The organism is Burkholderia oklahomensis C6786 (assembly GCF_000959365.1).
In the GTDB taxonomy this organism is placed as follows: Bacteria; Pseudomonadota; Gammaproteobacteria; order Burkholderiales; family Burkholderiaceae; genus Burkholderia; species Burkholderia oklahomensis.
In genome coordinates this window covers 2,464,112-2,480,822 of sequence record NZ_CP009556.1, presented here as the reverse complement: position 1 = coordinate 2,480,822, position 16,711 = coordinate 2,464,112, and the positions used below count along the sequence as shown (strand labels likewise).

14 protein-coding genes are annotated in these 16,711 nt (G+C 67.9%); 8 read left to right on the top strand and 6 right to left on the bottom strand.

The genetic code is table 11. From position 1 onward, the window contains the following. Positions 1 to 8 precede the first annotated feature (8 nt). Complete coding sequence (locus BG90_RS28680; protein WP_010118293.1) at positions 9 to 1,415, top strand: APC family permease; 1,407 nt, start codon at positions 9 to 11, stop codon at positions 1,413 to 1,415. A gap of 29 nt (positions 1,416 to 1,444) precedes the next feature. Further along, on the top strand, positions 1,445 to 2,575 hold the full coding sequence (locus tag BG90_RS28675; RefSeq protein ID WP_010118294.1) for a DmpA family aminopeptidase: 1,131 nt from the start codon (positions 1,445 to 1,447) through the stop codon (positions 2,573 to 2,575). On the opposite strand, the gene BG90_RS28670 is transcribed toward BG90_RS28675, so the two are convergent. The 3 genes from BG90_RS28670 to BG90_RS28660 all read right to left on the bottom strand — a co-directional run bounded on the left by BG90_RS28670 (position 2,566) and on the right by BG90_RS28660 (position 6,955). Continuing rightward, a complete protein-coding gene (locus tag BG90_RS28670; RefSeq protein ID WP_010118295.1) occupies positions 2,566 to 4,215 on the bottom strand; it encodes a histidine-type phosphatase in 1,650 nt (549 codons plus the stop codon). The genes BG90_RS28675 and BG90_RS28670 overlap by 10 nt on opposite strands. Positions 4,216 to 4,387: 172 nt before the next feature. After that, positions 4,388 to 4,603, bottom strand: coding sequence for a hypothetical protein (locus tag BG90_RS28665; protein ID WP_010108564.1), 216 nt, complete (start codon positions 4,601 to 4,603; stop codon positions 4,388 to 4,390). A gap of 126 nt (positions 4,604 to 4,729) precedes the next feature. Next, entirely contained in the window at positions 4,730 to 6,955 is a 2,226-nt protein-coding gene (locus BG90_RS28660; protein ID WP_010118296.1) for an FUSC family protein, read from the bottom strand. A gap of 206 nt (positions 6,956 to 7,161) precedes the next feature. Here BG90_RS28660 and BG90_RS28655 point away from each other — a divergent pair, with 206 nt between their 5' ends. Beyond that, entirely contained in the window at positions 7,162 to 8,172 is a 1,011-nt protein-coding gene (locus BG90_RS28655; protein ID WP_010118298.1) for a LysR family transcriptional regulator, read from the top strand. A 373-nt stretch (positions 8,173 to 8,545) separates the two neighbouring features. Here the strand turns inward: BG90_RS28655 and BG90_RS28650 are convergent, their stop codons facing one another. Then, positions 8,546 to 8,848 (bottom strand): DUF4148 domain-containing protein, encoded by a 303-nt coding sequence (locus BG90_RS28650; protein WP_010118299.1) that lies wholly within the window; start codon positions 8,846 to 8,848, stop codon positions 8,546 to 8,548. A 67-nt stretch (positions 8,849 to 8,915) separates the two neighbouring features. Beyond that, a complete protein-coding gene (locus BG90_RS34225) occupies positions 8,916 to 9,149 on the bottom strand; it encodes a hypothetical protein (RefSeq protein WP_167344697.1) in 234 nt (77 codons plus the stop codon). A 17-nt stretch (positions 9,150 to 9,166) separates the two neighbouring features. On the opposite strand from BG90_RS34225, the gene BG90_RS28645 reads away from it, so the two are divergent. The 5 genes from BG90_RS28645 to codA all read left to right on the top strand — a co-directional run bounded on the left by BG90_RS28645 (position 9,167) and on the right by codA (position 15,172). Next, entirely contained in the window at positions 9,167 to 10,321 is a 1,155-nt protein-coding gene (locus BG90_RS28645) for a porin (RefSeq protein ID WP_010118302.1), read from the top strand. A gap of 118 nt (positions 10,322 to 10,439) precedes the next feature. Continuing rightward, a complete protein-coding gene (locus BG90_RS28640) occupies positions 10,440 to 10,904 on the top strand; it encodes a VOC family protein (RefSeq protein ID WP_010118303.1) in 465 nt (154 codons plus the stop codon). A gap of 521 nt (positions 10,905 to 11,425) precedes the next feature. Further along, positions 11,426 to 12,688 (top strand): cytosine permease, encoded by a 1,263-nt coding sequence (codB, locus tag BG90_RS28630; RefSeq protein WP_025990184.1) that lies wholly within the window; start codon positions 11,426 to 11,428, stop codon positions 12,686 to 12,688. A 4-nt stretch (positions 12,689 to 12,692) separates the two neighbouring features. After that, positions 12,693 to 13,925 (top strand): PucR family transcriptional regulator, encoded by a 1,233-nt coding sequence (locus tag BG90_RS28625; protein WP_010118306.1) that lies wholly within the window; start codon positions 12,693 to 12,695, stop codon positions 13,923 to 13,925. After that, a complete protein-coding gene (gene codA, locus BG90_RS28620) occupies positions 13,925 to 15,172 on the top strand; it encodes a cytosine deaminase (RefSeq protein WP_010118307.1) in 1,248 nt (415 codons plus the stop codon). Before BG90_RS28625 ends, codA begins: the two co-directional genes overlap by 1 nt. A gap of 41 nt (positions 15,173 to 15,213) precedes the next feature. Here codA and BG90_RS28615 read toward each other — a convergent pair whose 3' ends face one another. Beyond that, complete coding sequence (locus tag BG90_RS28615; protein WP_010118308.1) at positions 15,214 to 16,518, bottom strand: MFS transporter; 1,305 nt, start codon at positions 16,516 to 16,518, stop codon at positions 15,214 to 15,216. Positions 16,519 to 16,711 lie beyond the last annotated feature (193 nt).

The window sequence follows — 16,711 nt, the reverse complement described above, 5'->3', positions numbered from 1 at the left end:
AGAGCAAGATGGCGATGATATCGGAGTCTTCGAGCGTGGCGTCCGCCGCGCCGGCTGAAGTGCGCGCACCGGATGCGCTCGTGCGCTCGCTCGGCGTGCGCGACGTCGTGATGATCACGGTGTCGGGCGTGACGCCCGCGAGCTCGATCTTCGTGATCGCGCCGTTCGCGATCCAGCAGGCGGGCAGCGGCGCGGTGATGTCGTTCGTGCTGGGCGGGCTGCTCGCGTTCGCGTTCGCGCTTTGCTACGCGGAGCTGAGCGCCGCGCACCGCAGCGCGGGCGGCGAGTACGTGATGGTCAAGCGCGTGTTCGGCGCGCTGCCCGGCTATCTGACGTTCGTCGCGGTGCTCGCCGTCAACGTGTTCATCCCGGCCGTGCTCGCGAGCGGCGCCGCGCCTTACCTGAACGCCGCGCTCGGCACGCATTTCAGCAATCAGTCGGTCGCGCTCGCGATCGTGCTCGCGAGCTATGTTCTCGGAATCCTGAACATCCGGACCAATGCGTGGATCACCGGCGCGTTCCTCGTGATCGAGATCCTCGTGCTCGGGCTGATCGCGTATCTCGGCTTCTCCGAGCCGCATCGGTCGGCGCTCGCGCTCGTGCATCCGGTCGTCGTGAACGGCTCCGCGCTCGTGCCCGCGACGCTCGCCGCGATCATGCCGGCCGTCGGCACCGCGATCTTCTGCTACAACGGCTTCGGCGCGGCGGTGTTTCTCGCCGAGGATCTCGCGGGCGGCAACCGCGACATCGCAAAGGCCGTGATCTGCTCGCTCGCGGTGATCCTCGTCGTCGAACTCGTGCCGCTGACCGCGATCGTGCTCGGCGCGCCGTCGTTCGTCGAGCTCGCGAAGAGCGCCGATCCGATCGGCTATGTGGTGCGCGCGCTCAGCAATCCGGGCGTGTCGCGCGTCGTGAGCGGCGGCATCTTCCTGTCGGTGTTCAACGCGATCATCGCGATCGTCATCATGGTCGGGCGCTTCCTGTACAGCAGCGGACGCCACGCGTTGTGGGCGCGCTCGTGCAACGGCGCGTTCACGCGCATCCATCCGCGCTTCGAGTCGCCGTGGATCGCGACGCTGACGCTCGCGGTGCCGTCGACGCTCCTCGTGTTCGTGTCGAGCCTCGACGAGCTGACCGCGTTCACCGTCGATCTGCTGCTGCTCATCTATCTCGCCGTCGGCATCGCGGCGCTCGCGAGCCGCGTGATGCGGCGCGACGTCGATCATCATTACCGGATGCCGTGGTGGCCGCTGCCGCCCGTCGTCGCGATCGTGGGCGCCGGGTATACGCTGTATACGACGATCGCCGCCGCGACGAAGCCGACCGACCTGTACATCATCGCCGGACTCGCCGTCGTCTCGCTCGCGACCTATGCGCTCTGGGCGCGCCGCAGCACGGCGTTCCGCGAACTCTGACCAACGAACCGAGAGAGAGGACCATCAGCATGCGCACACGAGATCTGGGCATCCGCATCGGCCGCGGCAAGCCGGGACGCTTCAACGCAATCACCGACGTCGCGGGCGTGCGGGTCGGGCATCGCACGTTGCACGTCGATGCGGGCGACGCGTCGGCGCACACGGGCGTGACGGTGATCGAGCCGCGCGCCGGCCGCGCGCGCGACGAGCCGTGCTTCGCGGGCGTTCACGTGCTGAACGGCAACGGCGATGCAACCGGGCTCGAATGGATCCGCGAGGCGGGGCTCTTGACGACGCCGATCGCTTATACGAACACGCATGGCGTCGGCGTCGTGCGCGACGCGCTGATCGCGATCGAGCGCGAGCAGGGCGGCGCGCGCGATCGCGAGCACGTGTACTGGTGCATGCCGGTCGTGATGGAAACCTTCGACGGACTCCTGAACGACATCTGGGGGCAGCACGTGCGAGCCGAACATGTCGCGCAGGCGCTCGCGGCCGCGCGTCCGGGGCCCGTCGAAGAGGGTTGCGTCGGCGGCGGCACCGGGATGATCTGCCACGAGTTCAAGGGCGGCATCGGCACCGCGTCGCGCGTCGTCGCCGATGCGGCGGGCGGCTGGACGGTCGGCGCGCTCGTGCAGGCGAATTACGGGCAGCGCGCCGCGCTGCGCGTCGCGGGCTACCCGGTCGGCGAAGTGCTGCGCGACGCGCATTCGCCGTTCAGCGAGCCCGCCGCGGCGGGCGAGCCCGGGATGGGCTCGATCGTCGTGACGCTCGCGACCGATGCGCCGCTGCTGCCGCATCAATGCACGCGACTCGCGCAGCGCGCGAGCGTCGGCCTTGCGCGCGTCGGCGGCGGCACCGACAACTCGAGTGGCGACATCTTCGTCGCGTTCGCGACCGGCAACGCCGGCTTGCCGGTCGCGAGCTACGGGCGCTCGGGCCCGACGACGGTCGGCGTGCGGATGGTCGCCGACGCGCACATCTCGGCGCTGTTCGACGCGGCGGCGGAAGCGGTCGAGGAGGCGATCGTCAACGCGCTCGTCGCGGCGACCGATCTTGCGGCGCGCGGCGTGCGCGTCGAGGCGCTCGGCGCGGCGCGGCTCGTCGATGCGATGCGCGAGACCGGGTGGCGGCCGCGCACGAACGACGCTCAGCTATAGCCGTGGCAGCGCTTCAGGCCCGCGTAGTCGTAGAAGCGGCTGCCGGGCGCGATTCGCGCGTCGTCGCACGCGGCCTGGAAATCGGTCTCGCGCTCGTTGTACAGCATCTTCACGATGAGCCGTGAACCGTTGCGGTACACGTCCCACTGCAGGTTCGCGGCCATCGGCGACACCGTCTCGCCGCGCCACGGGTTGTTCGCGTACGAGTAGGTCTGCGCCTGCGGCGCGGGCGCGAACACGTTCTTGAGCTTCAGGATCGACGCGAACGGAATCACGACCTCCGCGTGCGTGAAGCGCAGCTTCGCCGCGTTCGTCAGGTCGCCGCGCGCGATCGCGTCGATCTCGTTGAAGAAGTCGTCGACGAGCCCTTGCGCCATCCGGTACGTGACCGGATTCGCCTCGGCGACGCCCGGGCCTTTCTCGTAGAAATCCTCGGCGTCCTGAAGATATGCGAGGTACTCGGCCTGCGGCGCGGCGATGTAGCGCTCCATCGCGACGCCGCCCGTCTCGGCCGTCATCGCGGGCGCGACCTGCAGCAGGTTGTACAGCACGTTCGCGGCGTCGGCGGCCGACTTGATCTTCGTCTTGCCGTCGCCCTTGACCGTGTTGCCGAACTTGCCGTCCGCCGACGCGAATGCATAGGTGCCCGTGTTCGAGAACGTGTAGCCCGTCGTGCCGAGCTTCGCGACGAACTCGGGCGTCACGAGGCCGGCGAGCACCGTCTGCGCGACCTGCGCCGTCTGCGGCGACTGCGCGATCGCATCGAGTTTCGCGGCGACGACGGGGTCGCTCCCGTATGCCTGGTACGCGACGCTGTCGCGATAGGTCGCGTAATACGGATCGGTCGCCGACGTGACGAGATCGGTCGCGGGCTTCAGCGAGTGAAAGTACAGGAGGAAGCGGTTGACGCCGGCGGCTTGCGCGACGGGCGCGCCTTCCGGGTAGCCGGCCGGCGCGGGCGGCAGCGTGATCGACGGCGCGAGCGCGGGGCGCGCGGCGACGAGCGCGCCTGAGAAATACGTCGAGCTGTCGACTGCGCGATCCTGGCCGGAATTGACGACGACGATCCTGCGCGGCGCGCTGCCGGCCGCCGTGCCCGCAATCGTGTCGAACAGCGCGGGCAGCCGCTGCAGCAGCCGCGCGGCGAGCTGCTGATGCTCGCGGATGCCGGCCTGCGTGAGATTGCCGTAGCCGGGCGTCGAGATGCCCGCGACGCCGTAGCCGAGCAGCGCGTTCGCCTTGATCATCGTGAACGTGTCGGCCTTCAGCTGCCGGCCGAGCGGCGTCAGCGCGCCGTCGGCGTCGGCCTTCTGCAGCATGTCGTAAATCGCGCCGTCGTACTTGAAGCCGGACAGCCCGCGCGAGCCGTGGCGCGCGACCATCTCCGTATAGACGGGCGCGTAGCCCGCAGGCGGCGCTTCGTAGGTCGATGCGTCCTGCTGCGGACGATAAGGCGTCTTCGTCTGATAGTAGGTGGGCGTTGCCGGCGCCGGGGACGGCGTCGACGCGGGCGCGTCGGGCGCCGGGTTCGGCTGCGCGGACGGCGGCGAGCCGTCGCCGTTCACGTCATCGGCGCCGCAAGCGGCGAGCGCGGCGCACAGCAGAATTGGAGCGAGGAGGCGGGAGAGACGACGTTTCATCGACACGGGGAGCGAAGGCTGATCGGCTTGAAGGCACCGCCGCTCGTCGGGACGTTGCGCGGGCGGTGAATCGAGCGCGCAGTCTCGCAAAGGAATTTGACAGCTTGAAGTCATGAAACGGAAAGCTCTTCGCGAGCTTTCCGTGCAGGCGGGAGCGCGGCGCGCACGACGCTTAGCTGCCGAAGTAGATGTTGCAGAAGCTGACCGGGCCGACGCATTCGTTCGGGTCTTTGCGGTCTTGATGCGCGGCGGGGACGCGGCCGGCGGATTGCACGGCCTCGGTGCGGTTCGCCGGTTGCCGGCCCGCGTCGGCGGCGGCTTGCGCGTGAGCGGCGGCCATGACGGCGGACAGCGACAGCGCGACGACGGCGATTTGCAGCGACTTCATTTGAATTTCTCCTTGAGGTTTTCCGTCTTGCGTGACGGTGATGAAACTATATGACTCGGATCGGATTGGATTAATCGCCGGGCCTGGGGAGCTTCTTTCCATTTCGCACAACGATCGTTCGGCGCGTCAGCCGCGCCTTGCGCGCACGCGCTCGCGGGCGCGCGAGCCGCGATTGAACGGCGCGTCCTGATCGATCAGCGCGCAGCGGATGAAGTGCAGGCAGCTCACGATGCGCTGCATCTGCCGGTGCTCGCCGGGCACCGCGTACCACAGGTGCTGCGTGTGCTGGACCGCGCGGATCGCGAGATTGACCGACTTCAGCGCGCGCGCGAGCCGATGCGCGTCGGGCGTCTCGAAGAGAGGCGGCAGCGCCTCGCGCACCGCGTCGATCAGGACGGTCCAGCGCAGCGCCTGTGCGGGCTGCGCGGCCGTGAACGACTGCATCTCGCGGCGCAGGTCGATCACCGCGTGGCCGACTTCGAGCGTCGCGAGCATCCAGCGCAGCGCGTCGCGATGTCGTCGCGAGCGCTTCATCAGCAGGTTGCGCAGCTGCGACATCAGATCGTGCGAGCTCGACTGGAAGCGCTGGTCGAGCCCTTGCAGCGGGCCGCCGCATGCGAGCGCGACCTGGCGGCGCAAGTCGCGCGTGATCCGGCCGGTGAGCCACGGCATCTCGGCGGGGAAGATCACCGCGAACGCGAGCGATGCGGCGAGCATCGACACGACGAGCGCAAGCCCGTTGTTCAGCAGCGCATCGGGTGCGTAGGCGATCACGTTGTCGGGCCCCGCGAGCAGGCAGAAGAACACGACGAAGCCGATTCCGTAGCCGGACTTGCCGGGGCGCGTCGCGAGATACGCGCCCGACGCGAGCGTGGGGGCGAGCGCCGCGCACAGCAGCGGAAAGCCGTCGATGTTCGGATACACGTGACAGATGTACAGATAGCCCGCGATCGTCGCGAGTGCCGCGCCCGCGGCCATCTGCGCGACGAAGCGGCTCGCGCGCGGCGCGGTCGAGCTGAGCGCGCATGCGATCGCAGTGCCGATCACCGCGAGCCCGCCGCTCGACCATTCGGACGCGATCCAGAACGCGCTCATCGCGCCCATCGCGGCGAGCGTGCGCAGGAACGTGAAGCCGACGAAGTAGCGGTTGGTCTTCACCGCGTAGCGCGTGACCGAGCGCTCGAGCACGTGGCTGTCGAGCGCGAGCGACGCGTGCGTCTCCGCATAGCCGAGGAAATCGTCGACGAAGCGGTAGAGCAGCTCGATCGCGGTGTCGAAGTCGAGTACGCCGGCGGGCGCGCGCGTCTCGACCGCGCGCCGCGACGCGCGCGCGCGCTTCGGCAGCGCGGCGAGATACGCGCTCAGCTCGACGAGCGCGGGCGTGGGTGCGGGCGCTTGCGCCGCGCGCCGCCGCGCGAGATCGTCGCGCAGCGCGGACAGCGCGACCGGCAGCGCATCGACGTGCGGGCCGATCGCCGCGAGCACTTCGACCGCATGGTTCGCGCGCAGCCGCCTGAGCAACTGATGGAATGCATGGAGCCGTGCGCAAGCGTTCATGAACTCGCTGTTCAATCGCGCGAGCCGCCGGCTGCGCGCGCGGATGTGCGGATCCTCGAACGACGCGAACGCGCGCGTCGCCTCGAAGCCGACGATGCCGTCGACGAAATCGGCGAAGCGCCGCTCGAAATCGCCGCGCTCGACCGAGCCGGCCAGCGTGCTCGCGGCGAACGCGAGGAAATCGGCGTGCCGCGCGTTCAGCGAGCGCATCAGCGCGTCGCTCGATCTGAGGGGAAACACGAGCGCGCTGACCGCGCCCGAGCAGAAGATGCCGACCGCGACTTCGGCCGCGCGCGTGAGCGCGGACAGGAACAGCGTGTTCGGCGCCATCACCGCGGGCAGGCCGATCAGCGCGGCCGTGTAGCCGGCGAGCACGTAGCCGTACCAGCGGAAGTGCCGGTTGCGCACGGCGGCCGCGATGCAGCCCGCGACCCACAGCGTGATGCCCGCCATGTAGAGCTCCGGCTGCTGCGCGAACAGGCCGCCCAGCGCGAGCGCGGCGACGAGCCCGACGCCCGTGCCGACGATGCGATAGAAGCTCTTCGCGAGCACCATCCCGCTCATCGGCTGCATCAGCACGAACACGGTCGTCATCGCGATTCGCGGCTGCGACAGGTCGAGCAGCATCGCGATGCCCATCGCGAGCAGCGCGGCCGCGACCGTCTTCGCGAGATGCAGCCAGACGAGGCCGTCGCGGCCCGCCCAGTCGCGCGCGAGCCCGCCGACGCTTCGCAGCCGCTCCTGCCATCGTTGCGGGTCGATGAGGATTCGCTGTAGCGCGGGCTCGTGCTTCATGGCTTGTGGCAGTGCTTCTGGCGGACGCATGTCGAGGGTCTCCGGCCTGCGCGACGATGCCAGTCCCGACCGGAGAGGCGCCGATTGTAGGAGCCGCGCGCATGCGCATTAACGCAACCGCGGGGAAACCTGAGTTGCCGTGGCGGCAACAATGCGCGTGTTCCGCTGGAGGACAATATCGACTCTTCGGAATGTTTCGGACACGAATGGATACGTTACAGAACATGCGGGTGTTCGCTCGCGTGGTGGAAGCGGGCAGCTTCACGGCGGCCGCGCAATCGCTGAATTCGACGACGGGCGCGATGTCGCGCGCGGTGTCCGAGCTCGAGGCCCGGCTGCGCACGCGTCTGATGAACCGCTCGACGCGGCGTCTCGCGTTGACGCCCGCCGGTGAGCGCTACCTGCTGCGTTGCCGGCAGATCCTCGCGGACGTCGATCAGGCGGAAGAAGAAGCGAGCTGCGCGCACGAGCGACCCGCGGGCGTGCTGCGAATGCACAGCTTCGCGAGCATCGGCCAGCATTACGTATTGCCTGCGCTGACCGCATACCGCGGGCAGCATCCGGACGTGTCGATCGAGCTCACGCTGTCGCAGCGGATGCCGGACCTGTTCGACGGATCGAGCGACATGGCGGTCGTGACCGCGTCGTCGCTGCCCGATTCCGAGCTCGTGTCGCATCTGCTCGGCTCGACGTTCAGCATCCTGTGCGCGACGCCCGCGTATCTGCGTGCGCACGGCGCGCCGCGCACCCCGCGCGATCTCGCGCGGCACGCGTGCCTGACGCTGCGCACGCCCGCGTTTCCGACGCACGAATGGCTGCTCGAAGGACCGAACGGCACCGAGGAGATCAAGGTCGATGGCCCGGTGCAGACCAATACCGCCGAATCGCTCGCGGTCGCGATCCGCGCGGGGATCGGCATCGGCATGCTGCCGCTCTACGCGGCGATCGAAGACCTGCGCTGCGGCAACCTCGTGCGTGTGCTGCCCGCGCATCGGCTGCAGAAGATGAACGTCTATGCGCTCTATCCGTCGCGCCGCTTCATCGACGCGAAGGTGCGGACCTGGGTCGACGCGCTGCGCTTCCACATGCCGAAGATGATCGCGCGCGACGAAGCGATGCTGTCGGCGATCGGCGCCGAGGCATCCGACGCGACGCAAAGCGCGATTGCCGCGGCGCTCGACGTCGGTCTCGAATCGGCGCACGCGCTCAGTCATTGATCGAATCCTTCGGTGTCGGGGCGATGCGCCGCCGTGCTTGATGGACGGCGGCGCGTCGCATGTCGTGTCGCTTGCGGGCTGGTTTCGTTTCGGGCTCGGCGTGTTGCGCTGTCGTGTCGCGAGGGGGCGTTGCGCGTCGCGGTCGAGGGCGGGGTGGATTCGCTGCGTGTTCGCGTCGGCATTGCGTCGTCATTGCGTCAGCATTGGCCGCGCAATGAAGCGATGCGGGGGGGAGCGGTTGCGCAGCGCAACGGTGAAGCGGCAAACAGCAAACAGCAAACAGCAAACAGCAAACAGCAAAGGGACGATGCATCGCGCATCGCCCCTTCATCCGTGATGTCTCCTTGCCCGACGTCTCCCGAGCGATGCTTGCTTATTGCGCGCTCACCGCAGGCTTGCCGGCCTGCGCGGCGCCCGCGACGGCCGGACCGTACGCGGACTCGGCGGCCTTGCGCGCGGCGAGGCGCTTCGCGTCGAGACGGCGCTGCGCGGCCTGAATGTCGTCCGGATAGGTCGTCTCGTTGCCGCGCGACGGCTGATAGCCGACCGATTCCAGATCGACGAGCTCCTGGATGACTTGCGCGCGCGTGAGCGAGCCGTTCGGCGATTGGGCAAACGAGACGACCGGTGCGGCGAGCACGAGTGCGGCGGCAGCGGTGGCGACGATCGATTTCAAGATGACCTCCAGTGTGATTCGATTCGATGCAGTTCGCGATGGACGACGCGAACCGACGAAGCAAAGTCTACGCAGCGGCCGCGCGCGGAAAAACCGGCGGCGCCGGTACGCAGCCTTCCAGATCGCACAACACTGAAAAACAGAAGGGCGCGTCACGCAGCCAATCGGGGTGAGGTTTCGTGACGGAAATGTGTCCGTTCGTTCCGGCCTGCGCAAAGAAGCGCTGCGCGCCGGGCCGCTGATCCTGGACGGACGAATCCCTACACTCGATCGTCGTCGGATCGAGTCGTTTCATTCCAATCAACAAGCAGTTTCGTTGTGAAAAACATCCGGTTTGCATGCGCGACCGCAGGGGTCCTGGCCGCGACGGCCGCACACGCACAGAGCTCGGTCACGCTGTACGGGCTGATCGACGCGGGGATCATGTACACGAACAACGTCGCGAGCGGCAACTCGCACGGCGGCCTCGTGCAGGCGACGACGGGCGCCGTCAACGGCAGCCGCTTCGGCGTGCGCGGCACCGAGGATCTCGGCGGCGGCCTGAAGGCGCTGTTCGTGCTGGAGAACGGCTTCAACGCCGAAAACGGCAAGCTCGGCCAGGACGGCCGCCTGTTCGGCCGGTTCGCGTACGTCGGGCTGTCGGACAATCGTTTCGGCACCCTGACGATCGGCCGGCAATACGATTCGCTCGTCGATTTCGTCGCGCCGCTGTCGGCGACGGCGGGCACGTTCGGCGACGCGAGCTTCGCGCATCCGTTCGACAACGACAACCTGAACCACTCGCTGCGGATCAACAACGCGATCAAGTACACGAGCAACCTGTACGCGGGCTTCAAGTTCGGCGGCATGTATGCGATGTCGAACAGCACCGATTTCGCGACGAACCGCGCGTACAGCTTCGGCGCAAGCTACACGCGCGGCCCGCTGAACGTCGCGGCCGGCTACCTGCAGATCAATGGCTCGAAGGGCACGACGGCGAGCAGCCCGGGCGTGGTCGACATCGTCGAATCGGCGGCGAACGGCAGGGGCGGCTTCTCGCTCGGCGCGGACCGGATGCGCTCGTACGGCGGCGGCATCAATTACGCGCTCGGCCCGGCGACGGTCGGCTTCGCATACACGCGCGCCGAATACGAGAACACCGCATCGTTCGGCTCGACGGGCGGCACGGTCCGCTTCGACAATTACGAGCTGAACGGAAAGTATCAGGTGACGCCCGCGGTGAGCGTCGGCGCCGCGTACACGTATACGGACGGCCACGTCGACGACACCGTCAAGTACGGTTCCGATCCGAAATGGCATCAGGTCGATCTGCAGGCCGTGTACCGTTTGTCGCTGCGCACCGACGTGTATCTCGAAGGGATGTACCAGCATGCGTCGGGACGCAACTACGTCGCGATGATCAACACCGCGGGCGGCGCGTCGTCGACGGGGAATCAGGTCGTCGCGGCAGTCGGTCTTCGTACGCGCTTCTAACCGTTTGGATGCCGCGCCGCGGCACGCGCGGCCGGGGACGGAGCCTGAATTTACGGCTTGACACGACGTGCGGCGTTGACGAAAGTGATTTTCCGTCAACGCCGAAGGAGCCGTTCAAATGCACGCCGCGTTCCGTCGTCCGTCGTTCAGCAGTGCGGTGTTCTACCGCGATCCGCGCGCCGCGCTCGAATGGCTCGAGCACGCGTTCGGCTTCACGCGCAGCCTGGTCGTCAGCGATGCGCAGGGGCGCATCGCGCACGCCGAGATGTCGTTCGGCGACGGCGTCGTGATGATCGGCTCCGGCGGGTGGAGCGACTTCGCCGTCAGCCCGTCGTTGCTCGACGGCAAGAACACGCAATGCGTGCACGTGCAGCTCGAGTCCGACATCGACGCGCATTGCGAGCGGGCCCGCGCGGCGGGCGCCGTCATCGTGCAGGAGCCCGCCGATCAGTTCTACGGCGACCGCACGTACCGTGCGCGCGATCCTGAGCGGCATGTCTGGACGTTCGGCCAGACGGTGCGCCGCGTTTCGCTCGAAGAAGCCGGGCAGGGCAGCGGGCTGACGATCGAAGGCTGGAAGTGAAAACGGGCTGACGATGCGGCGCGCGGTTCGCACTGCGCATCGTCGCATCGTCATGCCGTGACGCCGTTGCGCCGCCGTGCGAACGCGGCGACGTTCATCATCTTCACGTCGATTTCCATCGCGCGGCGCAATCGGTCGCGCGCGGCGTCTGCGCGCATTCGCCCGTCGCCGCCGTTCCTTTTTTCAGCGAACTTTTCAGCAAGCGCCTCGTTAACCGATTGCGCGGGAATAGGGCCGCCAAAATCCCGACATAATCGGCCATTTTTTCAATATGGAGACGAATCGGTTTCCGCTCGATGAATTACCCCTCCTTAATCGCATTATCGCGTTGAGCGATTTGCACAGTAGAATGGCGGCCGGGCGGCGGTATGGTGCACGCCGCCTGTGCAAGGTGAATGACGAAGATTGTCCGCTTTGCAGTATTCGAGTTCGATTCGGTATTCATTGTCCGAATCGGGATGCGGCGGCTTTATTGACCGTGCATCATCCGTTCACGCTGGAATGCTGGAGACCAATAAACGATGGCGACACGGGGCGAATTTTCATTGAGCGAAGTGCCGGCGCACGAGCGCAAAGGCGTGCTGTCGATCACGATGGTGCTGCTCAGCTTCACGTTTTTCACGGGCACGATGTTCGCGGGCGGCAAGATCGGCGTCGCGTTTCGCGTCGTCGACATGCTGTGGGTCGCGGTCGTCGGCAACCTGCTGCTCGCCGTCTACGCGGCGGCGCTCGCGTTCGTCGCGTCGCGCAGCGGTCTGAATTCGGTGCTGATGGGGCGCTTCTGCTTCGGCGAGGTCGGCAGCAAGCTGTCCGACTTCCTGCTCGGCTTTGCCGAGCTCGGCTGGTATGCATGGGGCACCGCGACCGTCGCGATCGTGCTCGTCAAGCTGCTCGGCTGGCCCGCGTCGGTCACGACGCCGCTGATGGTGCTGTTCGGGTTCGGCTTCTCGATCACCGCGATCGTCGGCTATCGCGGGATGGACGCGCTGTCGCGCGTGTCGGTGCCGCTGATGTTCGTGCTGCTCGTCGTGTCGATGTGGATCGCGACGCGCGACGTCGGCGGCTGGCCCGGCCTCGCGAAGATCGTGCCGACGCAGCCGTTGAGCTTCGCCGCCGCGGTCACGATGGTGTTCGGCACGTTCGCGAGCGGCGCGACGCAGGCGACGAACTGGACGCGGCTCGCGAAGAGCGGCCGCGCGGCCGTCGCCGCGAGCATGATCGGCTTTTTCGTCGGCAACGGCCTGATGATCGTCGCGGGCGCGTATTGCGCGATCGTCTATCAGCAGCCGGACATCGTCGAAGTGATGATGCTGCAAGGGCTGTCGATCGCGGCCGTCGTGATGCTCTGCATGAACCTGTGGACGATCCAGGGGCCGACGATCTACAACGTATCGGCGGCCGCGTGCCATCTGCTGCGCACCGAGCGTCGCCGCACGCTGACGCTCGTCGGCGCGGCGGTCGGCATCGTGCTCGCGATCGGCGGCATGTACGAACTGTTGATTCCGTTCCTGATCCTGCTCGGTTCGATCATCCCGCCCGTCGGCGGCGTGATCCTCGCGGACTTCTGGTATCGCCACCGCGGCCGCTATCCGGCGATCGCGACCGCGCCGCTGCCGCGCTTCAACGTCGCGGGGCTCGCCGCGTATGCGATCGGCGCGGCACTCGCGTATGCGTCGCCGTGGATCGCGCCGCTCGTCGGCATCGCCGCGTCGTCGCTCTGCTACATCGTGTTCGTGCAGGTCGCGAGCCGCATCGCGCGTGCGCCGTCGATCCAGGGGGAATGAAGCGATGAGCCTGACCGTCAGCGAGATCCTGCAACTGCCCGGCCTCGAAGACCTCGAGCTGCGCGCGGGCGAGCGCGGCGTGCAGCGGCCGGTGCGCTGGTATTACGTCGCCGAGAACGAAGGCATCGCCGACTGGGTGATGGGCGGCGAGCTCGTGTTCGTCACCGGGATCAATCATCCGCGCGACGAGGCGAACCTGCTGCAATTGATCCGCGAAGGCGCGAAGAGCGGCATCGCCGGGATGGTGATCCTCACGGGCGAGGCGTTTATCCGCCGCATTCCCGACTCGGTCGTCGCGCTCGCCGAGCAGCTCGAGATTCCGCTGATCGAGCAGCCGTATCTGCTGAAGATGGTGATCGTCACGCAGCTGATCGGCACGGCGCTCGTGCGGCACGAGAACACGCTGCGCTCGCAGCGCGACATCGTCAACCAGCTGCTGACGGGCGATTACCCGAGCATCGACATCGCGGCCCATCGCGCGCGCAACCTGCAGCTCGCGCTCGACCGGCCGCGCCGCGTCGTCGCGCTCAGGCTCGCGGGCGTGCCCGCGCTCTTCGACGGCCGCGATCCGGCCGCGGCCGAGGCGCTGCTGCAGGACGCGCGGCGGACCGTCCAGCGCGGTCTCGACGACTGGCTGCGCGACGAGGACGACGTGTTGCCCGTCGTCGAGCAGGGCGAGCTGTTCGTGCTGCTGCTGCCGTGCGACGATCCGCGCTTTCGGAAGAGCAAGGTCGCGCTCGGCGCGCTGCGCGACGCGCTGAACCGGCAGATCGGGCCGCTCGCGCTGTTCGTCGGGATCTCGTCGACGGTCGGCGCCGCGCGCCATTACTGCCGCGGGCTCGCCGAGGCGCGGCAGGCGCTCGGCGTCGCCGAAGGGATGCGGCCGGGGCAGGGCCTGTGCGATTACAGCGAGCTCGGCGTGCTGAAGCTGCTCGCCGCGATCCCCGATCCGACGCTGATCGACAGCTTCGTGAAGGAAACGCTCGGTAATCTGCTCGACAGCAACCGCAAGCATCCGACGATGCTGATCGAGACGCTCGAAGCGCTGCTTCAGGAGAACGGCAATGCGATCAAGGCGGCCGAGCAATTGGCGATCCATCGCAACACGCTCAATCACCGGCTGCGCAGGATCGAGACGCAGTCGGGGCAATCGCTCGCCGATCCGTATTTTCGATTGAACGCATCCGTCGCGCTGCTCGCGTGGCGGATGTCGGACACGCAACGACAGGAGTTCTGATGAAACTCATCAACGCGACGCTGCGCAAGCGCAGCGGCCTTTTCAGCATCGCGCTCGACGGCGGCGCGATCGCGAGCGTCACGCCGCAGGCGGCGTGCGTCGCCGTGCAGGGCGCGGACGAGGTCGACGTCGAAGGCAGGCTCGTGATTGCGCCGCTCGTCGAGCCGCACATCCATCTCGACGCGGTGCTGACGGCGGGCGAGCCCGAATGGAACATGAGCGGCACGCTGTTCGAAGGCATCGAGCGCTGGTCGCAGCGCAAGGCGACGATCACGCGCGAGGACACGAAGACGCGCGCGCACGCGGCGATCGCGATGCTGCGCGATCACGGAATCCAGCACGTGCGCACGCACGTCGACGTCACCGATCCGACGCTCGCCGCGCTGAAGGCGATGCTCGAAGTGAAGGACGAGGCGCGCGGGCTGATCGATCTGCAGATCGTCGCGTTTCCGCAGGAAGGGATCGAATCGTTCGACGGCGGCCGCAGGCTGATGGAGCAGGCGATCGAGATCGGCGCGGACGTCGTCGGCGGCATTCCGCACTTCGAGAACACGCGCGAACAGGGCGTGAGCTCGATCCGGTTCCTGATGGATCTCGCCGAGCGCACCGGCTGCCTCGTCGACGTGCATTGCGACGAGATCGACGATCCGAACTCGCGCTTTCTCGAAGTGCTCGCCGAGGAAGCGCGCGTGCGCGGGATCGGCGCGCGCGTGACGGCGAGCCACACGACCGCGATGGGTTCGTACGACAACGCGTATTGCTCGAAGCTGTTCCGCCTGCTGAAGCGCTCGGAGATCAACTTCATCTCGTGTCCGACCGAGAGCATCCATCTGCAGGGCCGCTTCGACACGTTCCCGAAGCGCCGCGGCGTCACGCGCGTGGCCGAGCTCGACCGTGCGGGGATGAACGTGTGCTTCGGGCAGGATTCGATTCGGGATCCTTGGTATCCGCTCGGCAACGGCAACATCCTGCGCGTGCTCGACGCGGGGCTGCACATCTGCCACATGATGGGCTACCAGGATCTCGTGCGCAGCCTCGACTTCGTCACCGACCACAGCGCGCGGGCGATGCACCTCGGCGAGCGTTACGGGATCGAGCCGGGGCGGCCCGCGAACCTCGTCGTGCTCGACGCGAGCGACGACTACGAAGCGCTGCGGCGGCAGGCGAAGGCGCTACTGTCGATTCGCGGCGGCGACGTGATCATGCGCCGCGTGCCCGAGCGCATCGACTATCCGGTCGCGCGCTGACGCGCGGCGGCGGGGCGCAGGCGGCCCGCCGCCGCACGCGGTCACTCGTGCCCGTGCTTGAGCCGCAGGCTCGCGATCGCGGCGATGACGAGCGCGGCGGCGAGGAACGCGAGGCCGTTCCTCGCGTTGCCGGTCACTTGCTCGATCGTGCCGACGACGGTCGGGCCGACGAAGCCGCCGAGCAGGCCGCACGTGTTGACGAGGCCGAGCCCGCCCGCCAGTGCGCTGCCGGACAGCCGCGACGCGGGGAAGGTGAACACGATCGACTGCACGACGAAGAACATCGACGCGGCGACGCACACGCTGAAGAGCGCGGCCGCGGGCTGCGCATACGCCGCGCAGACGAGTCCCGCCGCCATCACGACGAGCCCCGCGCACAGCATCCGCCGCGACTGCGACGAGTGGCGCGCGAAGCGCGGCAGCGTCGCCGCGCCGAGCGCCGCGGCGATCCACGGCGTCGCGGCCAGCAGGCCGACGACGACCGGCGTGAAGCGCCCCGATTCGCCGATGATGCCGGGCAGGAAGAAGATCATCGTGTAGATCGTCAGCTGATGGCAGAAATACACGAAGATCGCGAGCCAGATCTGCGGATCGCGCAGCGCGATGCCGAACGTATGCGAACCATGCGCGGACGTGCCCGCCGCCTGTTCGCTCGCGAGCGTGCGTTCGAGCGCGCGGCCGACTTCGGGCGCGAGCCAGCGCGCATCGCTCGGCCGGTCCGGCAGGCGGGCCCAGACGACGAACGCGAGCACGATCGCCGGAATGCCCTCGATCATGAACAGCCATTGCCAGCCGTGCAGCCCGAGCGCGCCGTCGAGTTCGAGCAGCGCGCCCGCGAGCGGGCCGCCGACGATGTTCGCGATGCACACGCCGAGCAGAAAATAGCCGGTCGCGCGTGCGCGTTCCTCGCGGCCGAACCAGTAGGTCAGATACAGCATCACGCCGGGAAAGAGTCCGGCCTCGGCGGCGCCGAGCATGACGCGCATCGCATAGAACGACGTTTCGCCGCGCACGAGCGCCATCGCGATCGACAGCGCGCCCCACGTGATCATGATTCGCGTGATCCAGAACCGCGCGCCGACGCGATGCATGATCAGATTGCTCGGGATCTCGAAGAGTGCGTAAGTAAGGAAGAAGAGTCCCGCGCCGAGGCCGTAAGCGGCCGACGAAATGCCGAGATCGATGCCCATCGAGTGCTTCGCGAACGCGATGTTCGTGCGATCGAGGAAGCTGATCACGTATGCGGTGATCAGGAGCGGCATCAGCTTGCGGAACAGCAGGCGGTTCAGCGACGTGCGGGCGTCGCCGGCGGGCGGACAGAGGGCTTCGGCTTGGTGTGCGGACATGAATGCGACTCCGGTGGAAACGAGCCGGCGCGCACGGCAAGCACGGCGCTCCGTGTTCAGATGACGGGCAGATGCATGGGTCGCGCGCCGGCGGCGCTCGTCGGGAGCGGGGCGAAAGGCGGCCTGCCGGGCATCGGCGTGCGCCGATGCCGCGTCTCTGCGCTTGCGTGTCGAATGATCGGGCGGCGCGTCG

Bases quoted from the DNA above. Each gene is read 5' to 3' on its own strand.
- BG90_RS28680 (WP_010118293.1), top strand. From the start codon at position 9: ATGGCGATGATATCGGAGTCTTCGAGCGTGGCGTCCGCCGCGCCGGCT.
- BG90_RS28675 (WP_010118294.1), top strand. From the start codon at position 1,445: ATGCGCACACGAGATCTGGGCATCCGCATCGGCCGCGGCAAGCCGGGA.
- BG90_RS28670 (WP_010118295.1), bottom strand. From the start codon at position 4,215: ATGAAACGTCGTCTCTCCCGCCTCCTCGCTCCAATTCTGCTGTGCGCC.
- BG90_RS28665 (WP_010108564.1), bottom strand. From the start codon at position 4,603: ATGAAGTCGCTGCAAATCGCCGTCGTCGCGCTGTCGCTGTCCGCCGTC.
- BG90_RS28660 (WP_010118296.1), bottom strand. From the start codon at position 6,955: ATGAAGCACGAGCCCGCGCTACAGCGAATCCTCATCGACCCGCAACGA.
- BG90_RS28655 (WP_010118298.1), top strand. From the start codon at position 7,162: ATGGATACGTTACAGAACATGCGGGTGTTCGCTCGCGTGGTGGAAGCG.
- BG90_RS28640 (WP_010118303.1), top strand. From the start codon at position 10,440: ATGCACGCCGCGTTCCGTCGTCCGTCGTTCAGCAGTGCGGTGTTCTAC.
- codB (WP_025990184.1), top strand. From the start codon at position 11,426: ATGGCGACACGGGGCGAATTTTCATTGAGCGAAGTGCCGGCGCACGAG.
- BG90_RS28625 (WP_010118306.1), top strand. From the start codon at position 12,693: ATGAGCCTGACCGTCAGCGAGATCCTGCAACTGCCCGGCCTCGAAGAC.
- codA (WP_010118307.1), top strand. From the start codon at position 13,925: ATGAAACTCATCAACGCGACGCTGCGCAAGCGCAGCGGCCTTTTCAGC.
- BG90_RS28615 (WP_010118308.1), bottom strand. From the start codon at position 16,518: ATGTCCGCACACCAAGCCGAAGCCCTCTGTCCGCCCGCCGGCGACGCC.